At 49.5% G+C, this 17,931-nt stretch carries 22 protein-coding genes; 7 read left to right on the top strand and 15 right to left on the bottom strand.

Features of this window, described 5'->3' with window-relative positions:
• Positions 1 to 27: 27 nt before the first annotated feature.
• Positions 28 to 1,113: an alpha/beta hydrolase gene (locus ACLHG7_RS06440; protein ID WP_410210209.1), complete on the top strand. Its 1,086-nt coding sequence runs from the start codon at positions 28 to 30 to the stop codon at positions 1,111 to 1,113.
• An 84-nt stretch (positions 1,114 to 1,197) separates the two neighbouring features.
• Here ACLHG7_RS06440 and ACLHG7_RS06435 read toward each other — a convergent pair whose 3' ends face one another.
• From ACLHG7_RS06435 to ACLHG7_RS06395, 9 genes are all read right to left on the bottom strand, one after another.
• Positions 1,198 to 1,392 carry a hypothetical protein gene (locus ACLHG7_RS06435; RefSeq protein ID WP_410210208.1) on the bottom strand — a complete coding sequence of 65 codons (195 nt, stop codon included), beginning with the start codon at positions 1,390 to 1,392 and terminating at the stop codon, positions 1,198 to 1,200.
• 42 nt (positions 1,393 to 1,434) lie between these two features.
• Complete coding sequence (locus ACLHG7_RS06430) at positions 1,435 to 1,674, bottom strand: hypothetical protein (RefSeq protein ID WP_410210207.1); 240 nt, start codon at positions 1,672 to 1,674, stop codon at positions 1,435 to 1,437.
• 199 nt (positions 1,675 to 1,873) lie between these two features.
• Positions 1,874 to 2,374, bottom strand: a complete 501-nt coding sequence (locus ACLHG7_RS06425) for a hypothetical protein (protein ID WP_410210206.1) — start codon at positions 2,372 to 2,374, stop codon at positions 1,874 to 1,876.
• A gap of 60 nt (positions 2,375 to 2,434) precedes the next feature.
• Entirely contained in the window at positions 2,435 to 2,782 is a 348-nt protein-coding gene (locus ACLHG7_RS06420; protein WP_410210205.1) for a hypothetical protein, read from the bottom strand.
• A complete protein-coding gene (locus ACLHG7_RS06415; protein ID WP_410210204.1) occupies positions 2,775 to 3,272 on the bottom strand; it encodes a VRR-NUC domain-containing protein in 498 nt (165 codons plus the stop codon). Before ACLHG7_RS06415 ends, ACLHG7_RS06420 begins: the two co-directional genes overlap by 8 nt.
• Entirely contained in the window at positions 3,269 to 3,898 is a 630-nt protein-coding gene (locus ACLHG7_RS06410; protein ID WP_410210203.1) for a hypothetical protein, read from the bottom strand. Before ACLHG7_RS06410 ends, ACLHG7_RS06415 begins: the two co-directional genes overlap by 4 nt.
• Positions 3,891 to 5,015, bottom strand: a complete 1,125-nt coding sequence (locus ACLHG7_RS06405; RefSeq protein WP_410210202.1) for a hypothetical protein — start codon at positions 5,013 to 5,015, stop codon at positions 3,891 to 3,893. The genes ACLHG7_RS06410 and ACLHG7_RS06405 overlap by 8 nt, the downstream gene beginning before the upstream one ends.
• Entirely contained in the window at positions 5,008 to 5,190 is a 183-nt protein-coding gene (locus tag ACLHG7_RS06400) for a hypothetical protein (RefSeq protein ID WP_410210201.1), read from the bottom strand. The genes ACLHG7_RS06405 and ACLHG7_RS06400 overlap by 8 nt, the downstream gene beginning before the upstream one ends.
• A 906-nt stretch (positions 5,191 to 6,096) precedes the next feature.
• Positions 6,097 to 6,270 (bottom strand): hypothetical protein, encoded by a 174-nt coding sequence (locus tag ACLHG7_RS06395; RefSeq protein WP_162818222.1) that lies wholly within the window; start codon positions 6,268 to 6,270, stop codon positions 6,097 to 6,099.
• A 137-nt stretch (positions 6,271 to 6,407) separates the two neighbouring features.
• On the opposite strand from ACLHG7_RS06395, the gene ACLHG7_RS06390 reads away from it, so the two are divergent.
• Positions 6,408 to 7,109, top strand: coding sequence for a S24 family peptidase (locus ACLHG7_RS06390; protein ID WP_410210200.1), 702 nt, complete (start codon positions 6,408 to 6,410; stop codon positions 7,107 to 7,109).
• A gap of 122 nt (positions 7,110 to 7,231) precedes the next feature.
• On the opposite strand, the gene ACLHG7_RS06385 is transcribed toward ACLHG7_RS06390, so the two are convergent.
• The 3 genes from ACLHG7_RS06385 to ACLHG7_RS06375 all read right to left on the bottom strand — a co-directional run bounded on the left by ACLHG7_RS06385 (position 7,232) and on the right by ACLHG7_RS06375 (position 10,036).
• Entirely contained in the window at positions 7,232 to 8,056 is an 825-nt protein-coding gene (locus ACLHG7_RS06385) for a metal-dependent hydrolase (protein ID WP_410210199.1), read from the bottom strand.
• 170 nt (positions 8,057 to 8,226) lie between these two features.
• Positions 8,227 to 9,075 carry an alpha/beta fold hydrolase gene (locus ACLHG7_RS06380; RefSeq protein WP_410210198.1) on the bottom strand — a complete coding sequence of 283 codons (849 nt, stop codon included), beginning with the start codon at positions 9,073 to 9,075 and terminating at the stop codon, positions 8,227 to 8,229.
• 106 nt (positions 9,076 to 9,181) lie between these two features.
• The gene (locus tag ACLHG7_RS06375; RefSeq protein ID WP_410210197.1) at positions 9,182 to 10,036 is read right to left on the bottom strand and encodes a pirin family protein; all 855 of its coding nucleotides are present in this window, start codon (positions 10,034 to 10,036) and stop codon (positions 9,182 to 9,184) included.
• A 322-nt stretch (positions 10,037 to 10,358) separates the two neighbouring features.
• On the opposite strand from ACLHG7_RS06375, the gene ACLHG7_RS06370 reads away from it, so the two are divergent.
• Positions 10,359 to 11,348 carry an SLAC1 anion channel family protein gene (locus ACLHG7_RS06370; RefSeq protein WP_410210196.1) on the top strand — a complete coding sequence of 330 codons (990 nt, stop codon included), beginning with the start codon at positions 10,359 to 10,361 and terminating at the stop codon, positions 11,346 to 11,348.
• A 122-nt stretch (positions 11,349 to 11,470) separates the two neighbouring features.
• On the opposite strand, the gene ACLHG7_RS06365 is transcribed toward ACLHG7_RS06370, so the two are convergent.
• The 3 genes from ACLHG7_RS06365 to ACLHG7_RS06355 form a co-directional block, all read right to left on the bottom strand.
• Complete coding sequence (locus ACLHG7_RS06365) at positions 11,471 to 12,394, bottom strand: NAD-dependent epimerase/dehydratase family protein (RefSeq protein WP_410210195.1); 924 nt, start codon at positions 12,392 to 12,394, stop codon at positions 11,471 to 11,473.
• A gap of 21 nt (positions 12,395 to 12,415) precedes the next feature.
• Positions 12,416 to 13,222: a type 1 glutamine amidotransferase domain-containing protein gene (locus ACLHG7_RS06360; RefSeq protein ID WP_410210194.1), complete on the bottom strand. Its 807-nt coding sequence runs from the start codon at positions 13,220 to 13,222 to the stop codon at positions 12,416 to 12,418.
• Positions 13,223 to 13,540: 318 nt separating this feature from the next.
• A complete protein-coding gene (locus ACLHG7_RS06355; RefSeq protein WP_410210193.1) occupies positions 13,541 to 14,377 on the bottom strand; it encodes an alpha/beta fold hydrolase in 837 nt (278 codons plus the stop codon).
• A gap of 114 nt (positions 14,378 to 14,491) precedes the next feature.
• On the opposite strand from ACLHG7_RS06355, the gene ACLHG7_RS06350 reads away from it, so the two are divergent.
• The 4 genes from ACLHG7_RS06350 (at position 14,492) to ACLHG7_RS06335 (ending at position 17,913) form a co-directional block, all read left to right on the top strand.
• The gene (locus tag ACLHG7_RS06350; RefSeq protein ID WP_410210192.1) at positions 14,492 to 14,932 is read left to right on the top strand and encodes a MerR family transcriptional regulator; all 441 of its coding nucleotides are present in this window, start codon (positions 14,492 to 14,494) and stop codon (positions 14,930 to 14,932) included.
• Between the two features lie 187 nt (positions 14,933 to 15,119).
• Positions 15,120 to 16,034, top strand: a complete 915-nt coding sequence (locus tag ACLHG7_RS06345; protein ID WP_410210191.1) for an acetoacetate decarboxylase — start codon at positions 15,120 to 15,122, stop codon at positions 16,032 to 16,034.
• 96 nt (positions 16,035 to 16,130) lie between these two features.
• Complete coding sequence (locus ACLHG7_RS06340) at positions 16,131 to 17,186, top strand: saccharopine dehydrogenase family protein (protein ID WP_410210190.1); 1,056 nt, start codon at positions 16,131 to 16,133, stop codon at positions 17,184 to 17,186.
• Between the two features lie 43 nt (positions 17,187 to 17,229).
• Positions 17,230 to 17,913, top strand: a complete 684-nt coding sequence (locus tag ACLHG7_RS06335; protein WP_410210189.1) for a type 1 glutamine amidotransferase domain-containing protein — start codon at positions 17,230 to 17,232, stop codon at positions 17,911 to 17,913.
• The last annotated feature ends 18 nt before the right edge of the window (positions 17,914 to 17,931 follow it).

Raw genomic sequence — 17,931 nt, 5'->3', positions numbered from 1 at the left:
TATTGAATGATCCCTTGGCTCCCCCATATGAATATGTTGCTCCGCCTCACCCCTGCACCTGTCTATAAAATCAAAGGCATTGTCGGGCGTCTAACCGCTGCCCTACCTGATTTTGTACACCTCAAAATTGCAAAAGCACTTGGTGATCAAAATCTATACCCTCATCTAGACAGCCATTTACGTTTAATTCTTTCCTTTTATGCAAAATTAGGACGTGGCGCCTTATTAGAAAAAGAAGTCCAAGAAAGCCGCCGTGACTTCAAAAATGATATGTATGCTATCGCAGGTAAACCAACCCAAGTATCCAGCATAAACAATTTCAGTATTCCTAAACCGGGCGGCTCTCTCTCCGTCCGTCACTACATCCCCGAATTAAATGACGTCGATGCCGCATTAAACCCTCTGATCATATTCTTTCATGGAGGGGGCCTTATGGTTGGAGATCTGGATACTCACGACGAACCCTGTCGTCTGCTCTGCAAATATGCTGAATGTTCCGTGTTGAGTGTTAACTATCGTCTTGCACCTGAATATCCGGCACCTGCGGCGATTGAAGATGGCTGGGATGTCTTATTATGGGCTCATGACAATGCCGCACAGTTAAAGATCAACCCACGCAAAATTGCCGTAAGCGGTGATAGCGCTGGAGGCTATATCGCCGCCGTAATTAGTCAAGTAGCGATCCAAACGCCTTTTGCGCCTTGTGCCCAATTGTTGTTTTACCCCGGATTAGATATGGAAGACACTCACCCATCGCGTAAAGCATTTAGTCAAGGGTTATTCGTGCAGGAAAAAGATATCGCTCGCGCTCGTGAAAGCTACGCGCTCGCTAGTGATCTGGAACTAGATGACCCGATTCTTTCTCCGATACGTGGCAAAATCAAGGGATTAAACCCCGTAATGATGGTAACACCCGAATATGATGTCGTGAGAAGTGAAAATGAAGTCTATACTGATCGTCTGCACAAAGCGGGGGTCGTCTGTCACTCTATACTGGTCGAAGGACAAACACATGGATTTATCAACTTCACAAGTATCAATAGAAGTGCACTAAAAGCAACGATTCAATGCGCCAAAGACTTTGGTCAACTCCTGCGCGAAATCCCCCTATAAAAGAGCAACACGACTGAATTTTATCTCTGGAACCCCATCGTTTTCTTCATTTAAACATGGGGGGGGGTTCTTTGCTCTTGCCGTCTAACGCTGTATATAAACTGAAAACGAATCAATCACCTGCACTTTGAGCTGGCTGATTTTATGCGCCTCGGTCACTGTTTTCCCGCATTGATTGCACACGACATCCTCAAAATACGCCTGCTTTTGCAGACTGGTTAAGGGATGTGGCACCGGAAAACCACAATACACACAACGAAACGTATAAGGCGAACGCATGATCAACTCCTTACTGACGTGAACGGGCTAGGTGTGTTTAGACTAATGCATCAAAGATTTGATGGAGATCGTGGCTTCTACGACTTCAGGCATCAAGCCCAGATGACTGTCTTGAGCAAACGAGAGATCATCAACCTGCTGGCACTTGGTTGCGGTCGAAATGATCTGCCCACAGTAATCACACATTGAGCCCGATAGATAAAGACTGCTGAGCGGAAGTGACATTCGACTGAACTGCGCCTCATGGCAGCTCGGGCATACAAACGATATAAACTGACTCATAGTCTACTCCGATGATTCAATGTTTGACCTTTGAGAAAAAACGTACCATTTGGTCAAGAAAATACTACACCATAAACGTGAACCAATTCTCATTTTTTTACATTAATTATTTAAATTTTTTAGCCCTGCCACACGTTCCGCTGCACTCGCGCAAGACTCCTTCGTCGAAGACCTGCACGATTCAAACCTGAAGCCAAACTCACGCCACAATCAACTCCCTTTTCGTCTTCCGAAGATAATCAATCATCGATGACTCAATCTCCGCCTGAACCGCCAGCAAATAATCCGTAAGCCTTGTCTCAAACAGCTCCCACCGCGCGCGATAGCCCGACTCACACATCGTGATACCGCCGGCTTTCATCCGATCGGCACGGGTCAGACACACGTTGGGGTACAGCACCTGATACAGCGCAATACTGGCAATCCCTTCACACAGCGCCTGCAAATCAATCTTGCGACACTTCAATCCCGACTTCTCCACCTCACGCCGCGTTTGCTGAGCAAGCAGCGCCACCATGCGCGGCTTCTCACGCCCTGCACGCGGGTTGTGCAGCAGGAACGCCAAGTCCTGCGCCACAGGGGGTAACCTCGCCAGCGCACCGCAAACATCTTCCCAATCGATGTCCGCTTTACCCCCCATCGACGGACGATAGTTCTGCGTCTTGGCATTCAACTTACTCATGATCTCAATGACACTCATCGTTTCTCACTCCTTATCCCAGTCACCCATAGCCCAATCAACGTACCCATCAATCCATCCTCACAGCACCCCACGCTCAATCAACAGCAGCTCCGCCATCGCCAACAGCATATGCCGCGCACGTAAAAGCTCCGCCGTCTCCTTCAGCTTCCTGATAAACCACGCTTCCGAACCCGCGCGATACCCCGTCGGGTCATACTCCAGATGTGGCTTACCACACAGTGGAATGGTGAACTCATCACTGGCGAGTGCATCTTTACGGTGCCCATGTGCCGGATTTCTGGAATAGGCTGGTGCAACCTCGCCCGCCCCGCAGATACAGCACGGCAATGAGCGTATAAGGGTCAAATGCATCGTTGACCGAAAATACTCAAAATCTGGATCGAATTTCTCTAACCCACTATTCATCCCCGCCCCCTAAGTGCTTCTCATGCTTCAATTCTTTTTCATGCTCGCGTGAATACAGTGACCCACAATAAAACCCCATATAATCACTGATGACCCGTTTGGCCTCATCAAATCCATAGCATACGGTGGTTTGATAACCGTTTGCAGCTAGACGAGCCAGCACAATCTTCTGCAAAGGCGATACCACTCCCTTACGCGCTTTCAGCTCTACAAACAAACCATGAAAACCCTGACGCGGCACATAGATCTGAAAATCCGGAAAACCCGCCTGCGTGCCCATCTCCTTAAACTTCGCCCCTTCACGCGGCGAACGCTTGCCGCCATTGGGACTGTGATGCATCACATCAGACAGCTTGCCATCGCCCCAACTCATCATTCGCGCCCACTGCATTACCAAGCGATGCTCATGGTCCTCACTGGCTGAACGTGGAGACTTCAGCTTAAAGCCATCCAACTGCACCGCACGTGACTCACTGGCACTCAGTTTCATGCTCTGCACTCCTGAGCCATCCGCCCACGCATTTGTGCAATCGCTTGTGCCGCACACGCCCGTCGCGCTGTTTTTTGCTCAGTGGTTTCGGGTTGGAAAATACTCTTTGGCGCAGCAATTACCTTGGGAATCACAAAGCGTGCACCGCCCATATACTCCCCCTTGACCGCCTTATACATCTCGATAAACGCCGGACGCATTTGCGACTCTGCCTTATGACGCAGATCCCAAAAACCAATTCGCCGCACCGTCTCATACACCAGAGGATCTGTAATCCGCTCATCCCCCGCCATGCGGTAGGCTTCCAGATCACTCAACATCTCACCCTCAAAACACCACGCCAACAGCGTCGGTATCGATGGACAAAAATCACAGCTCGACGTGCTAATCCGCTTAAAACACCGCGCCAACTGCTCAGCACTCACTGCACGAAACGACGCACAGATTGTCTCTTCCAGCATCGCAGGCTGAACACCCGCCCACTTGCGATTAAACTCCGTCCCATAGAACGACTTGAGCCGCTCAATAAAACCCCGAGCCTGTAGCGCAGTAAACCCTTGCGCGGCAGATGCATACGACGATACAGCGTCACCCTGTGCGGATTGCGACACGGTAGACTTAGACATAGCGCATCCCCTCAATCCCACCCCAGTGCTGCGGCGTGACATCGATCAGCGTGGCTGACCCAGATTCCGCGTATGGCACAGCCGACTGCTCGGCAAAGTACTGATCCCAAGCCGACTGTGCTGTCCTGCGTGCGGGTTGAGTGGATACTTGACGTACAACGATCTCGTCCAGCCACGCCTTCTGATTCAGGTATGTTTCCGGATTCTTGCGAAACGCCTTATCCGGCTGCGCCAGCTTGTACTGCTGCACATGCTGCATGATCTGTTCACGCTCAGCATCTGTCAGGCGCTGCCACTTCCGCGCACAGGCTTTGGGCTGAACCTTCTTGTCATACAAATCCCAAAACGTCTCAAAAGGAATGTTCAACGCGTGATCTGCTGCCACTGGCGCAGGCGTTTGTGGTGCTCTGGGCGGATCAATATGGACAAGGCTAGCATGGGCTTGGCTCCCTTGGACTGGATCATCTACGGTTTGCATACCGCAGCGCTCTGTGCCTGCCCCTGTAGCGTTTGAGTATGGAAGCCACGAATCCTGCGCATGACCCTCAATCAAAAATACCTCCTGATCATCCTCAGCATACCAATCATCCTGTATCTCTGAAGGCACAGCCTGTGCCGTCCAATCATCATTCGGAGAATCAGGAATCCAGTTAAAGGGATCAGGGATCAGAGAATCAGGAATCAGGTTAAGGGAATCAGGAATCAGAGAATCAGCAGGGTTAGACTCAGACAAACCCGGGGCTTGCCTCAGGCTGGTCTGGGGCTGTGCGCAACTATAGGTTTGCTCGACTAAAATCGGTTTAGGAATCACCGACTGCGCCTCCTTATAATGTGGATTCTGGTGCTTATCAAACTTGCAGATATGAATGTACTTCGCACCCTCAGCCGTATAACGCTCCAAAAAACCCGCCGCAGTCAGATCATCCAGCAAGGCATCGACATCAATCGAATCGGCGGGAAACAATGACATCTTGATCTTCTTCGGACGATCTTCCAGATAGCCCTCACGATCCGCCAACGTCCATAAACCGATAAACAGCAAACGCGCCGCGAAGCACAGCTCGATCAACTCATCATTAAAAAAGAATGACGGTTTAATGTTTCTCGCTCTAGCCACGATCCACCTCCGCACTGCCGATCGCCTCTATCACCCCCTCATCCCATGCGTCATAGTCATCCCATGACTCATCCAAGAGCTCAGTCATATGCACACTATCAAGTGCCGACAATGCATGGGCAGCCCCTTGGTCATCGCCCCAATCATCCACATCAAAATCCAGATCGATACTCATTGCGCCTCTCCACGCTTTACCTCAAATTGTTTTACAAAAAGATCCTGAAAATTGTCATTTTCAAAGCCTTTAAGCAGTTGATCTGCTATACCTTTCATGCTCTAATCGCCTTTCTGCATTGCATAGCATGTCCTGCAGTCGATACGTACAGACCTCGGTCTAGGCGCATCACAAACCCGACGGCAACGCTCGGGTTTTTTATTGCCCGTGTCATGGTTTTCCTTTTTTTCTCAATACACTTTCCACATCACTATGCTGAAATTGAGCGGTCCGGCATCTCCACCATCGGTGCAGGAATTGGCTCATGGTTTCGACGCATGAGCATTTTTTTGCCGATCAGCCTTGATTCACTAAACTTTCGAATCGCATCCACAATATCTCCACATCGCTATGCTCTAATCCTTTGGTCTTGTCCTGTCGCCTAATGGGGACAAGAATTAGCCCAATGACCCCAAATCTTGGGCTTTTTTTTCGTCGGTCAAAAACGACCACTTGGTTCATTTGTCCTTGCACCATTTTGGCGATGTGCTTAAATGCACCCGTCCTGTTGTCTAACACATGCATACAGAACACTTGCCCACGTCCCAAAGCGTGGGCATTTTATTGGGCGACGTTTAGTCATCGCCTTAAATCCCCCATCGCACCCTTCCGCTTGAAATCGACAAATGCAGCGTTATGAATGTCTTAATTTTTCGATGTGACAAATTTTGACCATTCGGTTCACTTACACTTGTCATACTACAAATAATGTGATGTAATTCTCACTTACTTGTTTGTCCCCAAACTAAACAGACAGGATTTTTGCCCACAGCTCCCCCGGCGTGGGCTTTTTTTTGTCTGGTACATCCCCTTTATGGAAACTAACCAGTCGCAATAAGCCCAATCCAGAAACCTAAGAAGAAACTGTCACACTCGCATCCCCTGCCGCTTAGGATCACCCACCACAAACTTCAATTTGCCACCCGACTCCCCCGGACGAAACGAACGCGTACGTCCACCTTGTACAATATGCTGTTGAAACAACGCTTCCAGCTCATGGCTTAAGGCATGCTTGGCGGGGTTGTGATGTAATTTGATCATAATCAGGCTCCGTTTTAGTTTCCACTGGTCAACTCAATAGTTTCCGTTAGTAAACCATAAGTTTCTTTAAGTGTCAAATAATTCGTTTACTCTTGGAAACTATTAGCGCAACCCTTGTCGCGCGCTGGAGAATCCTCGTGCAAACCATTTCTGATCGAATCAAAGAGCGCATGACCACGCTCGGCATCAAGCAAGTCGATATCGTCCGCGAAACCCATGTCGGCAAAGGTGCGGTGTCCAAATGGTTATCGGGATTGAATACCCCAAACGGTGAGAACCTCACTGCGCTAAGTCGTCTCCTGCAAGTCAGCGCCGATTGGTTGCTGACCGGCAACAACTCAGCCAGCCGTACCCAGATTCCCGTAGAAAGCTGGGACAGCGATACACCGATTGACGACGACGAAGTCGCCATACCGTTTTACAAGGACTTTTTGTTAGCCTGTGGATCAGGCGCAGTGGGAGAAGCATTGAATTCAGAAACAAGACGGCTACGTTTAAGTCTCACGACCTTGAAAGCCGCTGGTGTAGAACCGGAGAACGCCGTAGCGATGACGGCCCTAGGCAACTCCAACTTTCCCGATATCAAAGACAAAGCGACGGTCTATGTGGATTTAGGATTTACCAAGATTGTCGATGGCTGCGTGTATGCCATTGATCATGGCGGTGTGTTTAAGTTTAAGTATTTGTACAACTTGCCCAAGGGCGGTGTGCGGGTGGTGAGTAAGAATGACGCGGAGTATCCCGAAGAGCGCTTAACTGCGGAAGAAGTGGTTGAGCAGGAGTTTAAGATTCTGGGCTATGCGTTTGACGTGCAGAATCCGTTGCCACGGAGGTTTTAGAGGGGCTAATAATGACCAGCATGATGTAATGAACTTGAGTGCATTACATCAGCCCATTATGCACGACATCTGATGAAGATCGCCCTCTCAGATGGCGCAGATGGGTTATTACTATCGCAACCTTAAATAATTCCGATTTTTATTTTAGTCTTGGCGACTAACTCACTTTCATCAATATCGTTCGGATGAAAGCTTGGGCGATAATATTGTAAAAATTTCGGAAAAAATATTTTATATTCCTTAGCCCCAAAAGCGGCAAATTTTTTCCAGGATTGAAAATTAAAAAGCTGCTTATCGCGCTTCATCAATACAACCATAAAAGCGTTAGACATTATGGTAATCATAATCAGACTAAACGTATAAACAGCCACTCTAGACAGATAAGCATTAACACCAGAGCCATATATATGCTGATATAAATCAAATGCTACGGCTTTATGTTCTGACTCTTCGACACTGTGCCATAACCATAAATTCCGGATGGTTTCGTCCCTCATCAGCTCATTGGTCGAAGTCATCATCGTCGCAACCAGCACCGCCGTATAATGCTCCAAGCCTACAGTCACCAGTAGATTGAATTTTTTCCCAGCAACTTTTTCGATGGCTTTGAGAATAACGCCGGTTACTTTTTCCAAGGATTCAGGGTCTAAGTTGAATTGCTGAGCACTCACGTGAAAAGCATGGTGTTCTTTGGAATGCATCGCCTCTTGCCCAATAAACAGACCAATATCTTTATCCAATTGCACGTTATCTTTGATTTGACTACGCAAGGCTCGAACCGAGCGCACAAAGTACGACTCGCCTTCAGGAAACAATAGCGACAGGGCCGTGAAAAAGTGCGTGAATGTTGACTCATCATTACACCAGTAGCGCGGCATATGATTGAACTGGTAATCCATTCGACGCACTGGGAAAGAACCAACTGTTTTTAGGGCAATTGCAGACATAATCACTCTCACTGATTTTACTTAGTCTAAAAATAGAACTTACTAGGCTCAGAGTACGCGTGTTCACATAATGTGTCAATGTTTAATGCTAAGTTAGGAGTTCATGCCATGTATTGACGCAATGAGGGTTGAGGGGAATCTAAATTGTCCATAGGTTACAACCCAACCCATCAAACCTCCGCCAAAAACTCCAACACCGCATCCAGAAACACATCATTCTGATCGCCTGCCACCATATGACCTGCACCGCTCACATCCACCACACGGGCATGGGGAATACGGCGTTTAAACTCATCGAGATTGTCGCCACTCACCACATCACTCTCACTCCCCCGTACCAGCAGAATCGGCTGCGTCAATTGCTCAATCACCCGATACAGATGCTCACTATGCGCCTCATCATGATGCGGACCTTGCAGTTGTCGCTGCTCAATCACACCGCGCAACATGTCGGGGTCCCAATGCCAATACCAGCGCCCATCTGCATGGCGGCGCAGATTCCTTGTCAATGAATCACTATTGGCGCGCTGACTGCGATGTGGCTGATAAGCCGCCACCGCTGCCCCTGCCTCATCCAGCGACGCAAAACCATCCAAATGCGCCGTCATAAAATTCAAAATCCGCTTAATCCCTTCAGGATTGGCACGCGGCGTAATATCCACTAAGACCAGCGCGGCAGAGACTTCCTCAATCGCATTGGCCAGCAATGCCGTTTGACCACCCAGAGATGCGCCGACGATCACTGGTTTTTGCTTCAATGTCTTGATGATCGAGAGCGCATCAGCCGTAAAATCCTCAGACTGATAGTGTCCTGCAACCCAATCACTATCGCCATGACCGCGTAAATCCACCACCCATGCCCGCCACCCGAGCTCACCCACAGCCTCCCCAGCACGTCCCCATGCATGACGCGTCTGACCACCGCCATGAAAAAACAGGATCGGTCGTCCATCCACTGGGCCAAAAGCCGAGTAAGCCAGTCGATTACCCGCAGGAGTCGTAAAGTAAAGCGTAGTCATGAAAGTCTCTCTGGTGGGTTTTATACAAATGTATTACAGGGTTGCCGCTATGATTGCCTTTAATTCTGACTTAGAAGTCAAAAAATGTATCAGAGTAGAGACCCCTTTAACCCAGCAGCCCATTTTTAGAGTCTTCAAAGGCCTGTAGGATTTCCTCAAAGGTATTCATAATAAACGGGCCACGACCATAAATCGGTTCGTTCATCGGCTCCCCGGTCAGCACCAGAAAGTGACTGTCTTCAAGGGTATCAACCGTAAAGTCGGTATGATGGCTACTCATCACCGCAAGCCCCGCCGCCTCCATCGGCTCGGCATCCGCATACTGTAGAAGCCCCGAGATTAAATAAACCAACGCGGTATCACCCACCTGCGCATTAAACAGCGCCGACGTTCCCGCGCGCATCCGCACATCAAGCACATTCATACGGGTATGCGTCTCAGCAGGACCCGTCACGCCGTTGAACTGTCCTGCGATCACGCGCACGGTCCCAGCTCCATCAGGCAGCTCTACAGTCGGGATATCAGCGCTAGCCAGACTTTGATAGCGAGGCGGTCCTAGCTTGTCGCGGGCAGGCAGATTGACCCAGAGCTGAATCATTTCAAAAGTGCCGCCTTGCGCTGTAAAGGCTTCGCTAAAGAGCTCCTGATGGATAATGCCATGTGCCGCAGTCATCCATTGCACATCCCCTGCCCCAATGATGCCGCCGCCACCCTTTGAATCCTTATGCTCTATTTCCCCTTTAAAGACAATCGTCACCGTCTCAAAGCCACGGTGCGGGTGATCACTAACACCCTGACGGCGTGATGACGGCTTAAGGTAGCCGGGACCGAGATGATCAAGCAGCAGAAAGGGGGAAATCGTATTGCCGAGTTCATAATGTGAAAAGACTGAAAGCACCGGAGAAAAATCGCCCACAGCAGAGCGGGTATCGTTGCGATGGACAAAAGCAAGCGTTTTCATAATGTCTCGTTATTCAAAGCGTTGTGCCGCAGAGTGAGAGCGCGAGTTGATAAAATATAGCATAAGAGTGATGAACTATATTTTAGATTTACTTAACTTAAGATGATGCCATAAGCCCCTAGTCCATTGCATCACTCTCGGCTCCCCCACCCCCAAATGTCCCAAAACAACGCCTATCTGTCCCTTTACCGTTGTAGTTAGCCCCTTCCCCTACCAAACAATCCCTCATAATCATCTCACGGGATAGGATCGAAAAAAGGCACTAAACACCCCTTCTACTCGACCCAATCGCTTGTATCTAGACGTGATGAGGAATTCTAAAATGACACATGCACAGATCGCGGATCTTCCATCCGCTCAATCAACCACCTCCATCAAGAACCTGCCAATCAACCTGTTTGCGGCAGTCATGGGGATCTCTGGACTGGTGCTGGCGCTGCGCCAAGCGAGTCACCAATTTGGCTTAAGCCCAATGGTTGCCGAGAGCACTGCCGTGGTTGCAGTCGTCGTTTTTGTGATCTTGAGTCTGTCTTATATCATTAAAGCTGCGCGATATCCTCAAGTGGTGCGCGGTGAATTTACCCACCCCATCGCCGGAAACTTCTTTGGCACCGTCACCATTGCGATCCTTTTGATCTCAAGCGTGGTTGCGCCAGTCAGCACGCTTGCCGCCGAAGTCATCTGGACCATTGGTGCTTTTGCCGCGCTGGCGCTGGCCTTCATCATCGTCAGCCGCTTGCTACAGGGCAAGATCGATGCCACCCATGCCTTGCCCGTCTGGCTGATTCCCAGCGTCGGCACGCTGGATATTCCGGTCACGGGCGGTCATATGAGCATGGCGTGGGCGCATGAATTGAATCTGTTTTCCATGGCCGTGGGCACGGTACTTGCGCTGGTTTTCTTCACCATGATCACCTCACGGCTGATTCATCAGGAAAAAATTGCCCAGCCTATGCTGCCCTCGATGATGATCCTGATGGCGCCTTTTCCGGTTGGGTTCCTTGCGTATACCCATTTCACCCAACACGTCGATCAGTTTGCGGGCATCTTGTTTTACTTTGGCTTATTTCTATTCTTGGTCATCAGCGTCAAACTGTCTAAAAGCCGTGTGCCGTTTATACCCGGCTGGTGGGCCGTCAGCTTTCCGCTCGCCGCTCTGGTCAATGCCGCACTGGAATACGCCACCTATGCCCAAACTTGGCCCATCACCTTGCTTGCGGCGGCGTTGCTGGTATTCTTGAGCATCGTGATTATCGTGCTTGCGGTTAAGACTCTGCAGATCCTCGCCAATGGCAAATTGCTCTCGGCATAAGGCGACGCAGTGCAGGCCACGGCGAGGCATCCATAAAGAATGATCCTTCTTGTAGGCTGGGGATGTCCGATATCCCCAGTCAGACGACACAAAAATTGTCATGCATTATTAAGCCTTACTCACTACTTCTCATTGCGAATCGCAGTCAAACCTTGTCTAAACGTGGTGACTTGAAACTCTGGGAATCTCTGCTTAAATTTATTCGAAACGAAGATATTGTCCACCGCGTATCGCGGCAATAACTCCGCCGCATCACGAATCGTTTTGTTGAAAAGTCCGCCCAGCTTGAGTTGCCAATTTTTAACGACCATATAACGAGCCTCAACGTTAAATATATCCGATGCCAGCTCAATGAACTGACGATACGTCAGGCGATGATCATCGCAAGGGAGATGCCACGTCTGACCATAGGCATCAGGGGTATTTCCGAGCAGAGCCATCGCACGACTGGCATCCGGCGTGTAAATCAAGCTGCGTAAGGTATCGTCTCGTAGAAATACCTTGGGCTTTTTCCCAGCTTTCAAGTTGTCGATAATCGTCGCATTGGTAATGCTCTGCGTGATGCCGGGCCCATAGAACTCTGGCGCTCTACAAATCACGGCTTGAACCCGCTTCTGCACCATCGCTTCAAGCAGCTCATTGACAATAGCAGCACGGACCTTACCTTTCTCGCCATTGGGCAGAAATGGGGTCTCCTCGGTTTGCGGCACAGCAGTCTGTGGATACATATAGGTATTATCAAAAAAAACCAACTTGGCACCATGAGTGGCACAGGCTTCGATCACGTTGTGCATCAGTATCGGCCACTGCTTCACCCACAATTCAGTATCCATCGGCAATCCGACCGTCATATAGACGATTTCCGAGCCTGCAACTGCACCGAGGGCTTGCGCTGGATCAAGCAAATCTGCGCTGAACAATTGATCTGTGTCGTTGACCTTTTGCGGTTTTCTGCTCACCAGACGGATGTCGCTGGTGAAGCTTTGCTTCAAGTGAATCGCAAGCTCGCGACCAATCTGGCCGTTGGCACCTAAAATAGTTTGCATACGTTCTTTCCTCATCTATCGTTATTTCTCAGCCTTCAACCGTTTGAGCAGCGCTATAGCCACCACGCCACCCGACTGTGGATTCTGCCCAGTGATGATGCGGTCATCCGCTACAGCATATGCAGTGAACGGGAAAAATGCTTTCTGATAATGTGCACCACGTTTGACTAACTCATCCTGCAAAAAGAAAGGAACTTGGGATTTGATGCCAGCAAGCCATTCCTCAGTGTTGGAGAATCCCGTCACTTTCCGTCCTGCAATCAGTGATTGGCCTTGATCATCCTGTAGCGGCAGCAAACCCGCAACACCATGACAAACCGCAGTAACGATGCCACCTTGGCGATAAATTTGTTCACTGATCTTCTTCAGGTCTTTGTTATCAGGAAAATCCCACATAGTGCCGTGGCCGCCCGTATAATAAATCGCCTGATATTGGGTTGGATCAACTGAACTGGCTGGCACAGTTGCTTTGAGCCTTGCCATGAATGCTGGATCAGCCAGATGTTTGCGAGCGGCAGCATTCAGATAGAACGACTTCATGCTACGATCATCCAAAGGGATCGCACCGCCTTCAGGGCTGACAAAGTCCATTTGCAATCCTGCCGCCTGAATCACGTCAAAGAACTCTGTGAGCTCGGTAAACCACAACCCCGTCTTGTCTGTACGCGTTGGATAGGCGGAATGATTGGTCATGACGACCAGAATCTTGCGAGCAGAGGTTTGGGGAGATGCCGCTGGGGTGGGATCAGATGCTTGCACATACCCACTTGTGAGAATCAGGGTAAATATCGTCAGCAACCAATGCAAAACATTTCGACGCTTAAACATTGCGGATTCCTCAACTGTCATCTTCGAGTGTACGGTGGTCGAACACGTTTATAAAACGTCTCGTTGTTTGTTAATGACGATAACTATAATGTTAAAGTTAACTTTAATGTCAATACTTTTTCGAGATGAAACCGAATAATCTTTGTGTACGGTCAGTTCACACAGCGATCAACTTTTGATCGTAATAGTGCATTGCGGAGGAATCAAATACAGAAGTCATGGAGACAATGAAGGAAAGAAAAACCTACCTCAGCAGGAATCAAGAAGATTAAGCCTTGATTCCTGTGGTATTGAACAAAAAAAAATCAGCAACATCAATTAGCCGCGAATAAAAGTCAGCAAATCCGCGTTGATCACATCGGCATTTACCGTATGCATGCCGTGCGAGAAGCCAGGGTAGATCTTGAGCGTGCTGCCCTTAATCAGTTGATGCTGGAGAACCGCCGCGTTCTTGTATGGAACAACCTGATCGTCGTCACCTTGCATGACGAGTGTCGGCACGGTAATCGCTTGCAGATCTTCGGTCTGATCGGTCTCGGAGAATGCCTTAATTCCCTCAAAATGAGCCTTGGCACTGCCCATCATGCCCTGACGCCACCAATTGCGAATAGTGCCTTCTGATACCGTTGCACCAGGGCGATTAAAGCCGTAAAAGGGACCTGAAGGCACGTCGAGGAAGAATTGCGCGCGATTGGCAGCAAGGCCAGAACGAAGACCATCCAGCACCTCGATGGGCACGCCTTCAGGACTCTGGCCTGTCTTGATCATCAACGGCGGCACCGAACTGATGAGCACCGCCTTAGCGACGCGCCCTTGTGGCTGGCCGTATTGGGCCACGTAACGGGCTACTTGCCCCCCACCCGTGGAATGACCGACATGTACCACGTTCTTTAAGTCCAGATGCTCAACAACAGCCGATGCATCGGCTGCGTAGTGATCCATGTCATGTCCTACACTCACCTGACTGGAACGGCCATGACCACGGCGGTCATGCGCAACAACGCGGAAACCTTGAGCCAAAAAGAAAAGCATTTGAGCGTCCCAGTCATCCGCGCTAAGCGGCCAACCGTGATGGAAGAAGATCACTGGAGCGTCACCCACGCCCCAGTCTTTGTAGAAGATTTCAACACCGTCTTTCGTGGTTACGTATCCCATGTCCGCTTCTCCTGTTTTATGTTTATGCTGCTACGATCACTGTCGTCAGTTTGACCGCACTTCGACTCTAGTATTAAAGTACACTTTAAGGTCAATGCTTTTTTAAGGTGATTTATGAAAATTGGCGAACTCGCGAAACGAACTGGCTTAGCAGCCTCGCGTATTCGATTTTATGAGGCAAGTGGACTCATTCAAGTCGTAGAACGTAAAGCCAATGGCTACCGAGAGTACCCATCCGAAGCGGTGTGGATGCTGGAGATCATTACTCGAGCCCAAAGTGCAGGTTTTTCACTGGACGAGATTCGCCACCTGTTACCTACCCCTCAGAATACTTGGAAGCATGACGAACTTCTTGAAGGCCTCAAACACAAGGTGACTGAAATCGAAGCTTTGCAAAAACGCTTGGAATATAACAAAACGCAACTACTCGTCGTCATCGAAACGATTGATCGTGGGATGGAAGACATCCCCTGTGTTGATCGGCCAACATGGATATTAAACCGCATGTGTGCTGGGCTTGCAGATGCACCTGTAAACTCGGAAGAATCCAAATAAAAGGATCACCTTGATCAAGCCGTCCTACGCACAGCAAATAGCTATCATGAAAAACTTGCAACAAAACTCATATTTCAGCGCTTGACATTAAAGTTAACTTTAACCTTATAGTACCTTCTCAATGCAGTGTGACAGCATGCAATAGCGTGATGCCAGCATTGCCCAATCACGAGAAAGGTCGACGAAAATGAGTACAAAAAAGCAGCAGTTCATTGATGTTGAATTTGGGACGCAAAAGGTGAAAGTACTGGCAGGGGGCTACTATGACCGCTTTCGGATGAATCCTGATCTGAATGTGGTGGCACAGGATCCCGCGGCGGGTAATATCGATTTCTTTCGTAAAATCCCAAAAAAGCAGGTTGACTCTCGCGTCGGGCCAATCTGGGCACCAAATTTCTACTACAGTACGAACAGCATTCAGCTCCTCATGCTCGCACCCGTGTCCAAGCTACGCGCCAAACTTCCCGCACCACTGGAACCCTTGCAGCCATTTCCTGGCTACGGACTGGTGGCGCTGACCTTCTTTTCTTATGCGGTTTGTGATAACGATCCTTATGACGAAGTCTCCATAGCCGTGGTCATTCGTCAGCCCGGAGTACGTGGGCCCCAAGCACTGGAGTTGCTAAACGCCATGCGTCAACGGAACTTCTTCGCCCATGTATTGGCATTACCAGTAAGCACCGAAATCGCACGCGTGCGGGGTGTATACGGTTATCAGTTACCGAAATGGGTCACCGAGATTGAAGTCGGCATCGGCACAGAGGTCAGTGCCCGTATTGCGAATACGCAAGGCAAGATAGACCTGAACCTAAAAGCGCCCTGCCCATCGCTGCACAAAGCAAAACCTGAATCTCATATGGAAACCAAAACCATGGTGCATCAGGTCGACGGGGTATGGCAACAGACAACCGTTCAATCCAACACACTGGAGTATGGACAACGCTTGTTGCCACGACATGTGACGCTGGAGCGTCATGGCGGTCCTTTAAGTCAGTTACTGGATGAACTGGATGTAGGTACGATCCTGCGTCTGGATGTGGTTAAAGATGCTCAACTGGTGCTGAATCTACCCAAGCCATCGAAAACACTGAACCCGACTTAACAACGACACAACGCTAGTCATGCCATAGATGCTTGTGTTGAGCGAGATGCGTTGATTGAGCATCTCAAACGAGAAACCTAAACGAGTAAATAAGAAATGAACATGAACTTTATGATTTATGGCGCAAATGGGTATACCGGTGAATTGATTGCGCGTGAAGCAGCACGACGAGGCCTCACTCCCGTGCTTGCTGGTCGTAATCGGGAACAGATTGAATCACTGGCAAAAGAACTCAACCTCGAAAGTCGCATTTTTGGTCTTAATGATGCGACTCAAGTCGTCGAAAACATCAAAGGTTCACAAGTCGTGCTGCATTGTGCAGGGCCCTTTTCGGCCACATCCAAGCCCATGATGGAAGCTTGTATCAAGGCAGGTTCACATTACTTGGACATTACTGGTGAAATCGATGTCTTCGAGTTGGCACAGTCACTCAATACCCAGGCTTCTGATGCGGGTATCGTGATTTGTCCTGGTGTTGGTTTTGATGTCATTCCAACAGATTGTGTGGCGGCAGCATTAAAGGAAGCTCTTCCAGATGCAACGCACCTCGCACTCGGATTTGACTCACAAACAGGATTTTCACCGGGCACTGCAAAAACCAGTACCGAAGGCTTGGCACAGGGTGGTAAAGTCCGCCAGAACGGCAAGATTTTCACTGTTGCATTGGCCCATAAGGTGCGTCGTATCGATTTCGGTGATGGTCAGAAGAGCGCTATGGTCATCCCTTGGGGCGACGTGTCAACGGCGTTTCACACCACGGGCATTCCGAACATTGAAGTATACGTGCCAGCATCGTCGGGCATGATCTTCGGCGCAAAACTCACCAACTGTGCCCGTCCCCTACTCAAAATCTCGGCTGTGCAAAACCTGCTTAAATCGCTGATCGGCAAGTCCGTCACGGGCCCCGATGAAGAACTGCGTGCCAAGTTACCCACCTTTGTCTGGGGAGAAGCCCGCAATGCACGCGGACAGGTCAAAACCGCACGCATTCAGACCGTCAATGCCTATAGCCTCACAATCACAGGAGCACTGGCGGTCATTGAATATCTGCTGCACAATCAGCCTCAAGGCGGTGCATATACACCCGCAAAACTGATCGGTGCTGAACTGGTGACTCGTCTGCCTGGATCTGGTCCCTTGACGATTTCTTGACACATGGGTATCACTCAATACTTAAATGATAAGAGGCTATATCATGACTAAACGCATATTACACGTCGTCAGCAACGTCTCACATTATGCTGATCCATCCGAGCGGACGGGTTTGTGGCTGTCGGAATTGACCCACGCCTATGATGTTTTTGCCAAAAAGGGCTATGAGCAGCATCTGGTCAGCCCGAAAGGAGGTCTCTCGCCGCTGGAACCTCGCTCACTCAAATGGCCGAATATCGATGCGACTGCCAAAGTATGGCTGGCTGACGCAACCCGCATGGCCTTGCTCTCAAACACCGCTCGACCTGACGAGATTAACTCTGCAGATTTTGATGCAATCTATTTCACAGGCGGACACGCCGTGATGTGGGATTTTCCAGAGAGCGAAGGACTACAGCGAATCACGCGTGAGATTTACGAACGTGGCGGGATCGTGGCGTCGGTCTGCCACGGCTATTGCGGTTTGCTCAACACCAAACTATCAGATGGCACTTTGCTTGTTTCAGGTCGCAAGCTTACTGGCTTTGCGTGGGTTGAGGAAATCTTGGCAGGAGTTGCCAAAAAGATTCCTTACAATGCCGAACAGGAAATGAAGCAGCGTGGGGCACTCTATGAAAAAGCATTGTTGCCCTTCACCTCCTACGTCGTCACAGATGATCGACTGGTGACTGGTCAGAATCCCCAGTCTGCAAAAGCAACGGCTGAGCGCATAGCAGAACTTTTGTGAAAGCTATTAACCCGCATG

Source organism: Aquirhabdus sp. (assembly GCF_046462495.1).
Taxonomy (GTDB): domain Bacteria; phylum Pseudomonadota; class Gammaproteobacteria; order Pseudomonadales; family Moraxellaceae; genus Aquirhabdus.
The sequence above is the reverse complement of the archived record's forward strand: the minus strand, read 5'-3'. Positions and strand labels throughout refer to the sequence as shown.